14 protein-coding genes and 1 pseudogene are annotated in these 16,372 nt (G+C 51.3%); 10 read left to right on the forward strand and 5 right to left on the reverse strand.

All coding sequences use genetic code 11. The annotated features are described in order from the left end of the window. A partial coding sequence (gene malE / locus ACMHLI_RS16040; RefSeq protein WP_413530324.1) for a maltose/maltodextrin ABC transporter substrate-binding protein MalE occupies positions 1 to 549 on the reverse strand: 549 nt, incomplete at its 3' end. Positions 550 to 925: 376 nt separating this feature from the next. Here malE and malK point away from each other — a divergent pair. The 9 genes from malK (at position 926) to ACMHLI_RS16085 (ending at position 10,509) form a co-directional block, all read left to right on the forward strand. Beyond that, on the forward strand, positions 926 to 2,035 hold the full coding sequence (gene malK / locus ACMHLI_RS16045; protein ID WP_112164632.1) for a maltose/maltodextrin ABC transporter ATP-binding protein MalK: 1,110 nt from the start codon (positions 926 to 928) through the stop codon (positions 2,033 to 2,035). A 26-nt stretch (positions 2,036 to 2,061) separates the two neighbouring features. Next, the gene (locus tag ACMHLI_RS16050; protein ID WP_413530325.1) at positions 2,062 to 3,360 is read left to right on the forward strand and encodes a maltoporin; all 1,299 of its coding nucleotides are present in this window, start codon (positions 2,062 to 2,064) and stop codon (positions 3,358 to 3,360) included. A 230-nt stretch (positions 3,361 to 3,590) separates the two neighbouring features. Further along, positions 3,591 to 4,493 carry a maltose operon protein MalM gene (gene malM / locus ACMHLI_RS16055; protein WP_413530326.1) on the forward strand — a complete coding sequence of 301 codons (903 nt, stop codon included), beginning with the start codon at positions 3,591 to 3,593 and terminating at the stop codon, positions 4,491 to 4,493. Between the two features lie 133 nt (positions 4,494 to 4,626). Further along, positions 4,627 to 5,466: an AraC family ligand binding domain-containing protein gene (locus tag ACMHLI_RS16060; RefSeq protein ID WP_413530327.1), complete on the forward strand. Its 840-nt coding sequence runs from the start codon at positions 4,627 to 4,629 to the stop codon at positions 5,464 to 5,466. Between the two features lie 51 nt (positions 5,467 to 5,517). Next, the gene (locus ACMHLI_RS16065; protein ID WP_413530328.1) at positions 5,518 to 5,958 is read left to right on the forward strand and encodes a DUF2000 domain-containing protein; all 441 of its coding nucleotides are present in this window, start codon (positions 5,518 to 5,520) and stop codon (positions 5,956 to 5,958) included. 67 nt (positions 5,959 to 6,025) lie between these two features. Continuing rightward, positions 6,026 to 6,724: an acid phosphatase gene (locus tag ACMHLI_RS16070; protein WP_413530329.1), complete on the forward strand. Its 699-nt coding sequence runs from the start codon at positions 6,026 to 6,028 to the stop codon at positions 6,722 to 6,724. 165 nt (positions 6,725 to 6,889) lie between these two features. Continuing rightward, positions 6,890 to 7,375, forward strand: coding sequence for a methylated-DNA--[protein]-cysteine S-methyltransferase (locus ACMHLI_RS16075; protein ID WP_413530330.1), 486 nt, complete (start codon positions 6,890 to 6,892; stop codon positions 7,373 to 7,375). 136 nt (positions 7,376 to 7,511) lie between these two features. Continuing rightward, complete coding sequence (gene gdhA / locus ACMHLI_RS16080) at positions 7,512 to 8,855, forward strand: NADP-specific glutamate dehydrogenase (protein ID WP_413530331.1); 1,344 nt, start codon at positions 7,512 to 7,514, stop codon at positions 8,853 to 8,855. A gap of 337 nt (positions 8,856 to 9,192) precedes the next feature. Continuing rightward, complete coding sequence (locus ACMHLI_RS16085; protein ID WP_413530332.1) at positions 9,193 to 10,509, forward strand: tyrosine-type recombinase/integrase; 1,317 nt, start codon at positions 9,193 to 9,195, stop codon at positions 10,507 to 10,509. Between the two features lie 166 nt (positions 10,510 to 10,675). Here ACMHLI_RS16085 and ACMHLI_RS16090 read toward each other — a convergent pair whose 3' ends face one another. The 4 genes from ACMHLI_RS16090 to ACMHLI_RS16105 are packed head-to-tail and all read right to left on the reverse strand — an operon-like array spanning position 10,676 to position 15,602. Beyond that, a complete protein-coding gene (locus ACMHLI_RS16090) occupies positions 10,676 to 11,317 on the reverse strand; it encodes a flagellar motor protein MotB (RefSeq protein WP_413530333.1) in 642 nt (213 codons plus the stop codon). Between the two features lie 11 nt (positions 11,318 to 11,328). Continuing rightward, positions 11,329 to 13,284 carry a hypothetical protein gene (locus ACMHLI_RS16095; RefSeq protein WP_413530334.1) on the reverse strand — a complete coding sequence of 652 codons (1,956 nt, stop codon included), beginning with the start codon at positions 13,282 to 13,284 and terminating at the stop codon, positions 11,329 to 11,331. Then, positions 13,281 to 14,552: a hypothetical protein gene (locus tag ACMHLI_RS16100; protein ID WP_413530335.1), complete on the reverse strand. Its 1,272-nt coding sequence runs from the start codon at positions 14,550 to 14,552 to the stop codon at positions 13,281 to 13,283. Before ACMHLI_RS16100 ends, ACMHLI_RS16095 begins: the two co-directional genes overlap by 4 nt. 18 nt (positions 14,553 to 14,570) lie before the next feature. Continuing rightward, the gene (locus ACMHLI_RS16105; protein ID WP_413530336.1) at positions 14,571 to 15,602 is read right to left on the reverse strand and encodes an ATP-binding protein; all 1,032 of its coding nucleotides are present in this window, start codon (positions 15,600 to 15,602) and stop codon (positions 14,571 to 14,573) included. Between the two features lie 142 nt (positions 15,603 to 15,744). On the opposite strand from ACMHLI_RS16105, the pseudogene ACMHLI_RS16110 reads away from it, so the two are divergent. Next, positions 15,745 to 16,194, forward strand: a pseudogene (locus tag ACMHLI_RS16110) (Fic/DOC family protein); the annotation flags it as partial. Between the last annotated feature and the right edge of the window lie 178 nt (positions 16,195 to 16,372).

Below are 16,372 nucleotides of genomic sequence, written 5' to 3' on the forward strand. Positions count from 1 at the left end.
CCACATGATGGCGCTTTTGCCTTTAGCACGAAGCTCCTTGTCCAGCGCCGGGATTTCTTCCCAGGTTTTTGGTGCTTCTTTAATGATGTCTTTGTTGTAAATCAGCGACAGCGCTTCGACAGCGACCGGGTAACCGATAAGCTTGCCGTTAAAGGTCACGGCGTCCCAGGTGAACGGGAACAGTTTGTCTTTGAAGGTCTGATCCGGGCTGATTTCAGCCAGCAGACCGGACTGTGCGTAGCCGCCAAAACGGTCGTGTGCCCAGAAGATGATGTCAGGGCCGCCGCCGGTGGCTGCAACCTGCGGGTATTTCTCTTCCAGCTTGTCCGGATGTTCTACCGTGACTTTAATGCCGGTGTCTTTTTCGAATTTCTTACCGACTTCCGCCAGGCCGTTATAGCCTTTGTCACCGTTGATCCAAATGACCAGCTTTCCTTCTTCTATTTTGGCAAAAGCGGAAGATGACAGCACCAGCGTAGCCAGCGCTGAAAGTGCCAGTGTGTGTTTCACGACTTTTTTGATGAAAGGAGCCTTAATGCTGAGGGTCATAATCCAATCCTTTTTATTCCTGTAGGGAGTCGGTTTTCAAACGTCATAGACGGAAAAGACAGGGTACGACGCCAGTGTGGATTCAACCCGCCGGGGCTTCATCATCCCCCCCTCTACGCCCCCGCCTCTCAGAGTGTGATCCCACCGACACTCTCAGGCGTTATGTGGTTCATCACTCAAAAATATGGTTCGATTTTTGCCATTCAGATCACGAATTTGATTTTTGATGTGAACTTTCATCCGGTTGCGCGAACCGGTCATCCTCCTTGCTCCTCCCCCATGAAAAACTTTGTTACGGATGATTACGCTTTATCGCTAATCCTTCACTCTTCGTTGCATTGAGTTTCATCGCTGGCAGCAAGTACAGGAGTTCAGGATGGCGAGCGTTTCCCTTAACAGCGTGTACAAAGCCTTTGGCGACACCGTGATTTCCAGTGACATCAACCTGGACATCGACGAAGGCGAATTCGTGGTGTTTGTCGGCCCGTCGGGCTGCGGTAAATCGACGCTGCTGCGCATGATTGCCGGCCTGGAAGACATCACTTCCGGCGAGCTGAAGATTGGCGATAAACGTATGAATGAAGTGCCGCCCGCGGAACGCGGTATTGGCATGGTGTTCCAGTCTTATGCGCTGTACCCCCACCTTTCCGTGGCAGAAAACATGTCGTTCGGCCTGAAGCTGGCCGGCGCGAAGAAAGCCGAAATCAATCAGCGCGTGAATCAGGTTTCTGAAGTGTTGCAGCTGGCGCATCTGCTGGACCGACGTCCGAAAGCGCTTTCTGGCGGACAGCGTCAGCGCGTGGCGATTGGCCGTACGCTGGTTGCCGAACCGACGGTCTTCCTGCTCGATGAACCGCTGTCAAACTTAGATGCCGCGCTGCGTGTACAGATGCGTATCGAAATCTCACGTCTGCATAAGCGCCTGAAACGCACCATGATTTACGTGACCCACGATCAGGTCGAAGCGATGACGCTGGCCGATAAAATCGTGGTGCTCGACGCCGGACATATCGCGCAGGTCGGTAAGCCGCTCGAGTTGTATCACTATCCCGCCAACCGCTTTGTCGCCGGTTTTATCGGCTCACCCAAAATGAATTTCCTGCCGGTGAAAGTCACCGGTGCCGAAGCTTCACGCGTGCAGGTCGAATTGCCGAATCGCCAGCAGGTCTGGCTGCCGGTGGAAGGCGGCAACGTGAAAGTCGGCAGCAATCTGTCACTGGGGATCCGCCCGGAACACCTTCTGCCAAGCGACGTCGCCGAAGTGACGCTCTCCGGCGAGGTACAGGTTGTTGAGCAGTTGGGCAACGAAACACAGATTCACATCCAAATTCCGGCAATTCGTCAAAACCTGGTGTACCGCCAGAACGACGTGGTGCTGGTAGAAGAAGGTGCAACATTCGCCATCGGTTTGCCGCCACACCGCTGCCACCTGTTCCACGAGGATGGAACAGCCTGTCGCCGGTTACACCCCGAACCTGGTGTTTGAAAGCACGCGATCCCCTACAGGAGAAAATGATGATCACAATGCGTAGTTCTTCCCTGGCGCTGGCAGTGGCTGCTGGCATCCTTTCTACACAAGCAATGGCAGTGGATTTCACCGGTTATGCCCGTTCGGGCATTGGCTGGACTGGCAGCGGCGGCGAGCAGCAATGTTTCAAAGCCACCGGCGCTGACAGCAAATACCGTCTGGGTAACGAGTGCGAAACCTATGCCGAGTTAAAACTGGGCCAGGAAGTGTGGAAGGAAGGGGATAAGAGCTTCTACTTTGATACCAACGTCGCGTATTCCGTTTCACAGCAGAACGACTGGGAGTCAACCGATCCGGCTTTCCGCGAAGCAAACGTGAAAGGTAAGAACCTGATCGAATGGCTGCCAGGCTCCACCATCTGGGCCGGTAAGCGTTTCTACCAACGTCATGACGTTCACATGATCGACTTCTATTACTGGGATATTTCAGGCCCGGGTGCCGGTCTGGAAGATGTGGATCTGGGCTTCGGTAAGCTGTCTCTGGCGGCGACCCGTAACACTGAAAGTGGCGGTTCCTACGGGTATATCGCCGATCAGCGTAACGAAGTCCCGACCTCAAACGACGTGTTTGACGTGCGTCTGGCCGGTCTGAACCTGAACCCGGGCGGCGTGCTGGAACTGGGTGTCGATTACGGTCGTGCCAATGCGCGTGACGGTTATTCACTGGATAAAAACTCCGCCAAAGATGGCGTGTTGCTGACTGCAGAACATACGCAAAGTATCTACAACGGCTACAACAAATTCGTCCTGCAGTACGCAACGGATTCCATGACGGATCCGAATACCGGCGCAGCGACGGGTCACTCCAACGGCGGGAACATCAACAGCAACGGCCACATGGTTCGCGTTCTGGATCACGGTGCGATTGACTTCAATGATACCTGGGGCCTGATGTATGTGGCGATGTATCAGGACGTTGACCGTGATAACAACAACGGTGCGACCTGGTACACCGTGGGTGTGCGTCCGATGTACAAATGGACGCCAATCATGAGCACCTTGCTGGAAGTCGGCTACGACAACGTGAAATCTCAGCGCACCAGCGAGACCAACGGTCAGTACAAAGTGACTCTGGCACAACAGTGGCAGGCAGGCGACAGCATCTGGTCACGTCCGGCTATCCGTGTGTTCGCCACCTATGCAAACTGGGATGAGAAATGGGGCTATGACACCGACAGCGGCGCAAGTAATGGTTTAGCGATGAATGACACCAGCACCCGTACTTTCAGCCGTGGTAATGACGATGAAGTGACATTCGGTGCCCAGATGGAAATCTGGTGGTAAATTTTTCCGTCCTCCTTCGCGCTGCTGGTGCGTTGGCTGCCCGGTCTCGCCCCGGTCACGTACTGATGTACGCTCCCGGGGACTTGGCCGGTTGCCGCCTTCCAGCAACACGAATGAGTTAGGAAAAAAGTGGAAACCTCTACAAATAATTCGCAGTAAGAAGATGTGCTGGCTGGCGGAATATCCAACGATAGCCGCCAGCCTTCATGGTGATTCAAAAGGAAATAACAATGAGAAAAAATCTGCTGTCACTGTGTCTGTCGCTAAGCCTGATGGGGGCTGTTCCTGTGGTGTCATACGCCGCGCAAAGTGATGCGAATACGGCACCGGCGATTTCCAGCCAGACCTTACGCAACCTTTCATGGACGCCGCTGGTTCCGCCAGTGACGCAGGATGTGACGCTCGGAACCACCAGTGTACAAATTAATCAGGGTGAGATTCAGGGGGCTGTCGGGGCATATTCTTTGCCTGCCGATCGCGGATCCCTTGAGATCACGTTGACCAGTATTGCCACCGGCAAAACCATTTATGCGCCGAACGTCTTAGTGCTCGATGAGCAAATGCGTCCGGCGGCGTTTTATCCTTCCAGTTACTTCCCGTATCAGAAACCCGGGATCGTCTCCAGCGATCGTCTGGAAGGGACCATGAAGCTGACGCCAGCGCTGGGTCAGAAACAAATTTATCTGCTGGTGTACACCACGCGTCAGGATCTGGCGGGCACCACCCAGATGACCAACCCGGCCAAAGCCTTTGCGGCTGGCGTGGGTAACGCAGTGCCGGATATCCCGGATCCGATCGCCCGTCATACCCCAACCGGTACCCTGAGCCTGAAAGTCAGCGCCGAACAAAGAACCGGTAACGTGATGATAGGACAGCTATTCCCGTCTTCAACAACGCCGGCGGCCACGCCAGTGGTCGTCGGTAATACCCAGCCTGCCGCTGCCGCACCGGCTGCTGCACCGGTGAAGCCGAGCGAGCCAATGCTCAGCGATTCAGAAAGCTACTTCAATGACGCTATCAAGAAAGCCGTGAAAGCAGGCGATGTGGATAAGGCCCTGAAATTGCTGGATGAAGCCGAACGTCTGGGTTCTAAAACAGCCCGTAAAACCTTTATCGAAAGCGTCAAGCGTTAGCATCCTCTCCTGCGAAAGGGAGGGTTGGGGGGGGTAATCCTCCTCCCAGCTTCCCCATTCGCAGGGGGCACGCCCTGTTTTATTCATCTCTCCCGTTTGTTACTCTGTTGTTAATTCAATCAGCGGGGGATTTATGGCATCTGCAAACTGGGTCAATTTCTCCAAAGATACGGACAGCGGGATCGAGACGATCCACGCACATTTCGAAGGCCACGCCTACGATCCTCACTGGCACGACACTTATCTGGTCGGCGTCACGCAGCAGGGATTGCAGCAGTTCAGCTGTCGCCGCCAGAAACATCAGAGCCTGCCGGGCAAAGTCTTTATGCTCGAACCGGGTGAAATCCACGACGGTGACGCCATTTCGCCCGGCGGTTTCACCTATCACATGCTGTATCTCGATCCGCAGTGGCTCAGCCGCGAGCTGGCTGCCCGGCGCGACTCTCTTTCTTCCGCTGGCGACCCGAGTTTCGAAAATACTTTAGCGCAGGATCCGCAACTGGCGCTGGCTAACTCGCGGGCGTTTCAGGCTCTGCACGGCAAAGAGCTGCGCATTGTGCGCCAGACCGCGCTTGACGGATTACTCGGCGCACTGGGCGGACACCTGACGTGGCAGCCGTCGCCGTCACAGCCTTCTGCACCCTGGTCGCGGGTGGCGCATCAGGCGCGGGAATATCTGCATGCGCATTTGCATGAAGATATCGGCCTCGACCAGCTGGCCGCCGCCACCGGCGAAAGTCATTTTGTGGTCAGCCGCGCTTTTAAAGCTGAGTTCGGTCTGCCGCCGCACGCCTATCTCATCCAGCTAAAACTGACCCGCGCCCGCGACGGACTGGCCGCAGGAGGCACGCCCGCCGCGGTGGCGGCAGATTTAGGTTTCGCCGACCAAAGTCATCTCGGGCGCTGGTTTCGCCGCGCTTATCAGCTCACGCCCGCACATTACCGGCGTCTGTGCACAAATCTTCCAGATTGAGAAAACGCCACAGGCTAAGCTCGGGTTTCAACTCAACCGGAGCCCATAATAATGAATACGCCTGCAACCCTGCTTTTATCGCCCCCTGAACGCTGCGTGATTGTCATCAACCAGCAACTCTCCACCGGACATGCCGCCAATGCCGCTGCCGTACTGGCGCTGACGCTCGGACAACGCCATCCGGTGCTGGTCGGTGCACCGTTGATTGACGCCGATAAACGCCAGCATCCGGGGCTTATCCCAATTGGTATCAGCGTGCTGGTCGCCAACAGTGAACAACTGACGCATCTTCATCAGCATTTATTAAATGACGACGAGATGGACGGCATCATTTTTCCGGTCGAAGGGCAACAGACCACCGATTACGCTGCGTTTCGCGAGGCGGTTTCTGTGGTGGCGACGGGAGATTTGCAACTGCTGGGGATCGCGCTGGCCGGCAATAAGAAAGTCGTCAGAAAGCTGACTGGTAAACTCGGTCTGCTCGGCGCATAGCTGTCATTGAACCGTCACATTTCCTGTCTACTCTCCTGATATTCAAACTCATATCAGGAATTTCACCGTGCATAAGTCCGTCATCGCTTTGCTGCTTTTCACTCTGACGTCATCCTTTGCCGTTCAGGCTGCGCAAGAAACCAAACCCTTTATCACCAGCCAGGAGCTTGATCTGACTAAATATCTGCCGGCACCTCCGGCAGATGATTCTGCGCAGACAAAAGCTGAGCTGAAAGAGTTGCTGGAGATCCAGGCCACCCGCACGCCTGAGCAGGAAAAGGCCGCCGTTGCCGACGCCGAAGAGAACGTCTGGCGCTTTGCCGATGTGATGGGGCCAGACTTTACCGCGGCAAAATTGCCGAAAACCGCCGCGCTGTTTGACCGTATTATTGCGACCGAAGACGTGGTGGACGATCACGCCAAAAAAGCCTTCAACCGCCCGCGTCCGTACATGCTCGATGAGCAGATCCATCCGCTGCTGAAAAAATCCAAATCCGGTTCCTGGCCTTCCGGGCATTCCACCGTCGGTTATCTGATGGCGACCGTGCTCGGCGATCTGGTGCCGGAAAAACGTAATGCGCTGTTCGCCCGTGCGTCTGTGTATGCCGAAAACCGCCTGGTGGCGGGTTTCCATTACCGTTCAGATACCGTGATGAGCCGTACAGGCGCAGCGCTGATCGCCCAAAAAATGGCAGAGCAGCCGGATTTCCAGACTGAATTCGACGCAGCAAAAAACGAACTGCGCGCGCAGCTCGGCCTGAAGTAACCTCTTCTTAAAATCTACCCCTGAAGCGTTACATTTCGGCATGTAACGCTTTCATTTCTTTGAAATTATCTGGAAGGCATTGCGCAATTTTCTGTTTTGCTGCTTGGTTCACTTCCGGCATTTCCGGTAAAGTGATGTTCGCTATTTACGCCGAGGGCAGAACAGATGGAATACAGATTCAAGCGAATTGATTCACCGGTAGGGTTACTGACGCTGGCCGCCAAAGGTGACAATCTGACGGCTATCTTATGGGAATGTGAAATTGACGGCAGAGTGAAGCTGGGCGAGATGCTCGAAGATCCGACGTTTCCGATCCTGCTGAAAACCGAACAACAGCTGAATGAATATTTCGCTGGCAAGCGTACGCGCTTTGAGCTGGATCTTGACTTCAACGGCACTGATTTCCAGAAAGAAGTCTGGGCTGCCTTGCTCGAAATCCCGTTTAGTGAAACGCGCAGTTATAGCGATATTGCCCGCCGCATCGGACGCCCGAAAGCCGTTCGCGCCGTCGGTGCCGCTAACGGCCGCAATCCGATTTCTATTGTTGCGCCGTGCCATCGGGTGATCGGTACTTCCGGTAAGCTCACCGGCTTTGCGGGCGGGCTGGCGAATAAAGAGTTATTGCTTCGCCTGGAGGGGCGTAAATTTTAATCCATGGTGCAGGTTCCGGGAGCGAAAAATTCCTTGATGTTGGTTTGTAAGTCGATGCATAGTCAAAAAATAAGCAGTAAATAATGAAGTCGTAAAAAGCAAAAACAACATCACTTAGAAACGGAGTTTTTAGTCAATGGATCAGATTCAATCCCTCGAACAGTTCTTATCCTCAGTCCAGCAGCGCGACCCGCATCAGGTCGAATTCTCTCAGGCGGTACGTGAAGTCATGACGACTCTCTGGCCGTTCCTCGAACAAAATCCGCAGTACCGTCGTTCGGCTTTACTTGAGCGTCTGGTCGAGCCGGAGCGCGTTATTCAGTTCCGTATTGCGTGGGTGGATGATAAAAACCAGGTGCAGGTGAACCGTGGCTGGCGCGTGCAGTTCAGCGCGGCTATCGGCCCTTACAAAGGCGGTATGCGTTTTCACCCGTCGGTAAACCTGTCGATCCTTAAATTCCTTGGTTTCGAACAGACCTTCAAGAATGCGCTGACCACGCTGCCGATGGGCGGCGGGAAAGGCGGCAGTGACTTCAATCCGAAAGGAAAAAGTGAAGGTGAGATCATGCGCTTCTGTCAGGCGCTGATGCTCGAACTGTATCGTCACCTCGGCCCGGACACTGACGTGCCTGCGGGCGATATCGGTGTCGGCGGGCGCGAAGTCGGCTATATGGCGGGCATGATGAAAAAGCTCTCCAACAACACTGCCAGCGTGTTCACCGGCAAAGGATTGTCGTTTGGCGGCAGCCTGATCCGCCCCGAAGCTACCGGTTATGGTCTGATCTATTTCACCGAATCGATGCTAAAACGTCATGGTCTGGATTTCGAAGGCATGCGCGTGGCGGTTTCCGGCTCGGGTAATGTGGCGCAGTACGCGATCGAAAAAGCCATGTCACTCGGTGCACGTGTGATCACCGCCTCTGACTCCAACGGCACTGTCGTCGACGAAGCCGGTTTTACCCCTGAAAAATTGGCGTTGCTGATGGAAATCAAAGCCAGCCGCGATGGCCGCGTGGCGGATTATGCGCAAAAACTGGGGCTTCAGTATCTTGAAGGCCAACAGCCGTGGAGTGTACCTGCAGATATCGCGCTGCCTTGTGCCACGCAAAACGAGCTGGATGCAGAGGCTGCGCGCACGCTCATCGCCAACGGTGTGAAAGCCGTGGCCGAGGGCGCGAATATGCCGACGACCATCGAAGCTACGGATCTGTTTATCGAGGCAGGCGTGCTGTTTGCACCGGGTAAGGCCGCCAATGCCGGTGGCGTAGCAACGTCTGGTCTGGAGATGGCGCAGAACGCCGCGCGCCTGAGCTGGAAAGCCGAAGAAGTCGATGCACGATTACGCCACATCATGTCAGACATCCATCAGTCGTGCGTAGAATACGGCGGAGAAAGTCAGCAGACGCAATATGTGCGTGGGGCGAACATCGCAGGCTTCGTGAAAGTCGCCGATGCGATGCTGGCACAGGGCGTGTTGTAAATCCGGAGCGACAATTTAGCGCCACTTTGGTTATCCAACAAAAAAGCCACTTCGCGAGAAGTGGCTTAATTATTTGAATCTAAAGCTAAAATTTGGTGGCCCTTGCTGGACTTGAACCAGCGACCAAGCGATTATGAGTCATAAAATTGGCATGTTTTTAATTGTTCGCCATCGTCTCTGTTTGTATTTTTAATTGTCTATAATCAATCAGTTATGAAGTTATTTTTGTTTCTGATTGGTTCTCTCATTTCCCCATTGTACTATCCTTACCTGACCCGTTACCTGACCCGAAATGGGCATCGGGTCAGGTAACGCTTATCCCAAGAAAGGTAAACTCATGGCCGCTAATCTTACCGAGACTGCTATACGTGGATTGAAGACAAAAAGCACGGCGTACTACGTGTGGAGCAACAGCGCTCAACGTGGTACTGGCAGGCTTGGCGTTAAGATTCAGCCTTCAGGCAGCAAAGTTTTTTATTTCCGTTACTACGTTGAGAAAGGGAAGAAAGAGAAGTTCATCCAGTTGGGCATCTGGCCTGAGATGAAACTGGTGACGGCCAATGAACTGGCGAAAAAGTATGGTGCCTGGCTTGTTGAAGGAAAAGAGCCCCAGCAAGAACTTGAGCAACAACGTCTGGTCGAGCAGCACATTATGCAGATCCATCGCTCACAAGGATCGTTTGAGGAGCTGGTACATGGCTACGTTAACAAGATGAAGCTCGACAACAAGCGGACTTGGGCTGATGTATTGAAGCGCATGGAGCGAGAGTGCTACACCGTTATTCCCCGTGATACTAAAGCTAAGGACGTGACGCCTCTGCAGATCAAAACCATCCTCTCAGGCATTATCCAGCGTGATGCTGTGGTCCATGCAAACCGGGTTCGTTCTTACCTGATGGCGGCATTCAACTACGGTTTGAAAGCTGATAACGATCCGATGAATACCAGCGTGGGTATTACGTTCGGCCTTGAAGTTAACCCGGTATCGGCCATACCGAAGCAGTCTTCGGCGGAAAAAGTTGGCGATACATGGTTAGTGCTGGAAGAGCTTCGTTTTGTCATGGAACATTTCTCCGAGGCGACAGGTGTGGGTCCCTTGATGCAACACTTAATTCGTTTCTGTACTTACGTTGGCGGGCAGCGACCGTTTGAAATGATTGCCAGCCAGTGGAGTGCTATTGATTGGCAACAAAAGACGTTGCTGGTAATAGCTGATGTATCGAAAAACAAGCGTGAGCACCTGATCCCGCTGACTGAATCGGCGTTACAGGAATTAGCCTCAGTGAAAGAGCTGACTAAGGAAAGTAACAGCCCCTATATTTTCCCACTATCAACCAACGGTGAGCGCCCTGTACGTACCGACAGCCTGGCACGTTCCATCATGTATTTCCGGGCCTTTAATCCTGAGTTTAAAGTTTTCACAGCGCGAGATTTACGTCGGACCTGTAAAACGCTGATGGGGGAGGCGGGGATCAGCAAAGAGATCCGGGACCGTATTCAGAATCACGCTTTGAACGACGTCAGCTCGAAACACTATGATCGTTATGATTACCTGACTGAAAAGCGCAGGGCGCTTGAGATCTGGGAAGATCGGGTTAACAGCTATCAGCGACAGCAGGAAAACAACGTTGTGAACCTATTTGGGCGGAAGTAGCATTTAGCTGCTAGGTAAGAAAGCAGTGTGGCTGGCGTTCCCGGCGGCATCAAAAAATAGACGATACCGCCTGAGATGTCACGTCTGATAAATGGCAGAAAACTGAATGGGGCACCGGTACTTACTTTTCGCGCAGGTACCCCGATTAATATCACGACAGGTAATACTATTTTTCTGGCAGCACGAACCGAACCTCAATGCGCCGCTGACGTGCATCTTCTGGCGCAACACCAGGAATAGGCTGTGAATCACCATATCCGGCAACAATTACCCGACGTGCAAAAGCCGGAGCAAGATCGCCGACGATAAATTTACGCGCCTCTCTTGCACGCGCTGCCGATAAGGTAAAATTATCGTCATAGACGGTGCAGAAAACTTCAAAGTTTGTCACCGGACGGTTAACAGGAAGATTATCCGTATACCCCTCGATATAAACTTGTCCGCTTGTAAATTCGGTCAAAAATCTGACAACCTGCGTTTCAATCGTCGCTAATGCCTGACTTGCCTGAGATGCAACACATGCACTGCCACGGTTGAAAACCCCATCGCGCAACGTAATTTTTTGCGAGTTGACATCCAGCGCAACTAAGCCTTCATTCGCCGTTCCATCAAGCGTGGTCTTAATACTTCCCAGCATCTCACCCACTCTGGCTCGCTGGGCATTGGTTCCCTGCTCCATTTCCTGCTTATGCTTAATATCTGACCATGTTTTCTGTAGTACAGACATCACCAATAGCAACATAACGACAGCCATCACTCCTGACATCAGATCGGAGATCGAGACCCATTCATTAGGTTTATCTTTCATAAGTGAGAGCCTCAGGCTGCATCATTAACAATGTTCATTGCCGATAGCGTTTGATCAATATGTTGCAATGTCACTGTAAGTGGCGTCAGGCTTTTTTCAATTTGCTGAACGAACAGGTTCCGTTCCGGTGATGACAGCGTTGTACGAATTTCCTCCAGCTCTGTCAGAGAACGGAACAATCTGTCATCGAGCGAAGAAAGTGTGGTAGGTAACTCATTAGCATTACTCAGCATTTCATCATGTAATGATTCAATACTGCGCACCAGTTTACCGACGTCCGCAGTGATAATGTCCATGCCTGGTTGAAGAGGACTCTCCTTCTGCATAAGCTGAAGTTGATTCACTAGCGCTTCAATAGCATCTGCATTTCTTTCGCCAGATGTCGTCATTTCTGTATAACGGTTATTCAAACTGGCAACCTGTCGGTTGCTGCTGGACACCGCTGTCAGTCCGTTAACGATCTGCTCGCGCAGATCATCAACCAGTCTCGTCATAGCGATCACTTTTTCGTTCAAGGTTTCACTGGTGATCATAAATTCACGCTGTGCCTCACGCTGAGTTTTCATCGATTGATCGATAGAAATTCGTACTTCACTCATTGTCGAGCCAACATTTTGAGATAGGTCGGTAACTGCAGTGGAAATGCCGTCCGTTGCGTTTGCCATACTTGCGGAGATCGATTCCATATTCTCGCTAAAACTTTCGCCCATTTGGGCGATGGTGGAACCAAGATCGGTTTTAACCGTACCTAACATATCGGTAATGCCGGTACGGAAATCTCCGATAACTTGTTGCAAATCACCGGCGGAATCACCCATTTCTTGTGCTGCCGATGACATTTTTTCGGCTGAATATTGAATGGCGGACAGGTTGCTACTGTTGGTATCAATAAAGTGCTGTAATGATTTACGTGTCGTTGCCAATTCAGTCACTTGTTGTTGCCCCTGAGCCAGCAGGGCTTTGCCGTCAGTAACCCTGTCTTTTTGAATGCCCTGCAGCAATTTATGCGTTTCCATCAACTGTGCATTTTGGGTCGCACGCTGTTGCTCACCATTATCCCCTTGCTTCGAAATCTTCGTACATGCCGCAATGACATCTGTAAAGAGCGAATGGTTCTCCCGCCTGGAGATTTCACTCTCATGGCAAATACGGCTACTTGCGTCTTGCAAACCTTTCATGAGTTGCTGCTGATTATTGCGAGATACATCAGCCAATTGCACTAGATTTGTTTCCAGTAACTTGCTCTGCTGAGCAGCGGTTTTACCTTGGTCAATCAGGGTTTGTAAAAACGATTCCATGCTTGAAGAGAGCTTGCTAAGCGACTGCCGTGTGGCTTCGCTTTCCACCTGCATTCTGTCGTTCAAACCTTGTAATGCTGCCAGATACTGCAACTGGGTCTCTTCATGTTCAGCACGCTTTTGCTCTCGTGACTGGTCGAACACTTGTTTCATCTGCTGTGCGCACCAGCGCAAACGCTTCTCGTCATATCCTAGTCCAGCAGCACAGGCTTTAAGGATCAGATACGCCATGATCCCCCATGTTGACGTTTTAAATTTCGTCCCCAGCCCTTCCATCATCCCCATCAGATTCGACATGGCGTTATCCATGCCTGCGGAGTTAGCATCAATCAAAATATCCGATGCTTTATTAAGCGCAATTCCCAGACCGAGAAAGGTGCCCAGCAACCCCAAAATTAACAAAATGCCCGGCATAATATCGGCCATTTTTTCTGCGGGACTGGCAACAGCTGCACTGATTTCGTTGACTGAACCATGCTCAACATCGAGATGGTCAGCCCCATTATTCAGCGCATCACCCTGCCATTTTCTGTCCCAAAATCTCTGATTTGCCTGCCAGAGCAATAAACCAATCGTCAGTAAAACCAGAAAAAGCATTGTGCCGCCAAACAGCATCTGAATGACGTCAAATTCCGGCAAGATAAAGGCAAAAAACTCATGAAACGTCATGCTGCCACCTCGACAAGCTGGCTTGCGCGCGCGCGGCTGGCTTTTTCAAAGATATTGGCAAAATCGATAATTAAACTTTGTTGCTCGGTATTAAGTTCTTCCCAACGTTTACCAAACTGAGCACACTCAATAATAATCATCCCAACCGTGCTGCTGTCTTCCATCAAATATTCTTGGTCAGCAAATTCTTCAGGCTCTTTTTCGAGCATTTGCAGAAATCCTTCTGCTGCAAAAACATAATTACGCATTTCATTGGTTCGTTTGCGTTTTGCTTCCATCTCAGCCTGTTGCACTGTTAAACGAGCTTCTAGCTCGTTGAGCATTGGTACTTCATCTTCCTGAAGATCACCAAGGCGCTGGCCAATCTGTAGACGTCGCAGAAGTACTTGTTCTTTGGACAGACCGTCATTCAGCGATTTCCATTCATTTTCCATATCCTGCAGGTTATACCCCCAGGCCATTATCATTTCTTCGAACACGAAGGGGATGAGTTTCTTACCAAAACGCGCCATCACAACGCGATCCAGACGTTGCGTTGCGTCATCGCTCAGCTGAGGGTTGGGTTTTAGCAATTCGTTTCCGGTTTCAATAAGAAACAGGTCGTCATTGGTTATCGTATCAATGTCCTGCGCACGCGTAAGATGTTGCTCAGTATCTTTCAGTAACTTCTGCGAAGCGCGTAACCGTAGATAATGTTCGAAATCGTTGATCTGAATGTTATCCAGGACGTCCTTAATACGCGTTGAGAGTTGGGCATATAAGGTAATCAAGCTCGCCAGATCAACAGCACTTGCTGCTTCCCCGCGCATCTGATTACGCGCTTCGCGTAGTGCTTGCTCATGCTCACTGGCCTCATCCATTTCTTCTGGTGTAAGAAACAAATCTTTAAGTTGTTTGGCTTTATTAATTGCCCACTCAATGGCCTTACCAATACGTTTCGCCAGAACACTCTTATCCCATTCGACCAGCAGCCCCAACGCCTTATCCAGCGCTTTCAAAGCGCCACCCACCCACGGGAATTGTGGCAACATCTTTTCAGCTAATTTTGCTGCGTTTTGCACGATAGGGCGAATCACATTACTGATAAATGGCTTCACCTTTTCCCAGACGCTCTTTACGCTTCCCACAAAGGTCTCAGCTTTCTCTGCCATCCAAGAAACGGTTTTAGCTGCGGTTTCTTTAATACCATTCCATACCCGGCTAGCAGTGCTTGTCACAGCACTTGCTACGCTGCTGCAAAAACTGCCGACACTTGACCAGAAACCCATAATCTTCTCCTGTTGTTTTTATTGGATACCTAATAATTTTTTTGCTGTGTTGACTTCACTGGCTGTACGTCCCGAATGATTGGCTATCGCCTGGTGGGAGGCCAAAACCTGTTCTATCGCACTCCGTAAATGAGCGATGTTAAGATGTGCAGCCTTTCCGGTGCGTTCTGCTTCCAGCAGCACTTTTGGCAGTGCCAGACGCATACAGGTACGGATCTCTCGTCCTGCCAGGCCTTCGGATAGTTCGCTTGCGGCGGTGAGAAGACTTTCTCTTTCTTCTGCGAGTGGAATTTCAGCAACCAGGAATTTGTTCCAGAGATGGTAGCGGGCTGTAAGATCAGGAAGCGTAAATTCAACGTGATAGCCAATACGGCTGCGGAACGCCTCATCATAGTTACGTGCGAAATTAGTCGCGAAAACTACAATGCCGTCAAAACGCTCCAGCTCGATCAATAACGTAGAGCGCATCGCATTAACTTCATTATCAACGCCTTGTGTGACAGAGGAGAGTCGTTTCCCCAGTAACGTGTCAGCTTCATCGAAAAAGAGCAGTGCTCCGGTTTCCTTAGCCTGCGCGAAAGCAGCCTGGATATTTTTAGCCGTTTCTCCCATAAACTTGCTTTCCAGTTCTGCAATACCAAGAGCAATAAAGGGCATCCTTAACTGTCCAGCCAGTGCCTCGGCGCAAAGCGTTTTCCCTGTGCCGGGAGGGCCATAGAAATTTAGTATCGCCGTCGACCCCATAGGATCAACGACTGAAAAATTCCATTCCTGGTAGATCGTTGTATGAAAACGCAGACGAGCCATGCATTCATCAAGAGAGGAGCGGGTGGCCTGGGATAAGATGACATCTTTATCGAGAGTAAATCTCGGGTCTGTCGGTATATTTTTCTTACCATTTTCGTCGTCATCTTGTGGAGATAACGGCTGTCTAAATGGTGCTGAATTGTTACTGTGCGTTGACATAAGATCGTCATTCATAGATAGATGTTTAAGATCCGTTAAACTAGGGCTGTGTTGTCCCTGAAAGATTATCATATTGATAATCATGTGAAATATAACTTTAGGTGTTATCGGCCTGTGGCTTGGTCACTTGAGTAAAAAATTTAGGGAAATGTAATACGTGCAGCATTTAAGCCCGTACGGCCTGCTAAGTTACGCTGGGAACGATAAGTTGGACGTCAAGTCAGACCCAGTAGCGCTGGTTTTTGAGCACATAAGTGCACGGCATCGCCAATGGCTGGGGAATGTGTATAACTGTGCAGGGAGGCTACTTAACGCTAACCTGACTAAGGACGGCTTTCAGTTTGCCGCTGCCGACAGGATTCCACTTCTTCTCGATGGTTTCGAGAAGCAGTTTCTCGCTCGGCCTGGTGAACTGAAATCCTTGGCTCGTCTGGAGCTGGTAAGTTATCTGGCCGAATGCCACGTGGAGTTTATTTTGATCCACCCCTTCAGAGAAGGTAACGGGCGCTTTTCGAGACTACTTTGCGATGTATTATCGGTTCTGGCGGGAAAGGGTTGAATGGATTACAGCCTATGGGATGAGCACAAGGCGTTTTACTTTAAGGCAATGCAGGCAGGCGTATCAGGGAACTACAGCCCCATGATGCAATTGGTGAGTGATATCTTGTCAGATTAACGGGCGAGGCCCACGGCTTTCGCCTGTGCTTGATTTTGTTTGAGTTGCTGCTCAATTTTCTGCACAGAAACACCAGTCTCGATTGCAGTTGAGCTGGCAACGGCGCGATAGATTTGGGCTTTTGTTATAGGCGTTTTCTTAATGATGCTGTGTTCTCTTAAGTTAATCCGGAAATTTT

It is taken from the genome of Rahnella inusitata (genome assembly GCF_965118895.1).
GTDB lineage: Bacteria > Pseudomonadota > Gammaproteobacteria > Enterobacterales > Enterobacteriaceae > Rahnella > Rahnella inusitata_A.